Raw genomic sequence first — 651 nt, forward strand, 5'->3', positions numbered from 1 at the left:
CCTCTCAAATTTCCTACGCCCGCGACAGATAGGGACCGAACTGTCTCACGACGTTCTGAACCCAGCTCGCGTACCGCTTTAATGGGCGAACAGCCCAACCCTTGGGACCTACTTCAGCCCCAGGATGCGGATGAGCCGACATCGAGGTGCCAAACCTCCCCGTCGATGTGGACTCTTGGGGGAGATAAGCCTGTTATCCCCAGGGTAGCTTTTATCCGTTGAGCGATGGCCCTTCCATGCGGAACCACCGGATCACTAAGCCCGACTTTCGTCCCTGCTCGACTTGTAGGTCTCGCAGTCAAGCTCCCTTATGCCTTTGCACTCTTCGAATGATTTCCAACCATTCTGAGGGAACCTTGGGGCGCCTCCGTTACTCTTTAGGAGGCGACCGCCCCAGTCAAACTACCCACCTGACACTGTCCCCGAACCGGGTCACGGTCCTAGGTTAGAACTCCGATACGAACAGGGTGGTATCCCAACGGCGCCTCCACCTAAGCTGGCGCTCAGGCTTCTCAGGCTCCCACCTATCCTGTACAGTCCGTACCAACGTCCAATATCAAGCTGTAGTAAAGCTCCATGGGGTCTTTCCGTCTTGTCGCGGGTAACCTGCATCTTCACAGGTATTAAAATTTCACCGGATCTCTCGTTGAG

At 55.6% G+C, this 651-nt stretch carries 1 rRNA gene; it reads right to left on the reverse strand.

From position 1 onward, the window contains the following. Nucleotides 1-651 (reverse strand): 23S ribosomal RNA (locus BBG47_RS28330); the annotation flags it as partial.

Origin of the sequence: Paenibacillus sp. KS1 (assembly GCF_001680695.1) — a bacterium.
Classification (GTDB): Bacteria; Bacillota; Bacilli; order Paenibacillales; family Paenibacillaceae; genus Paenibacillus_B; species Paenibacillus_B suaedae.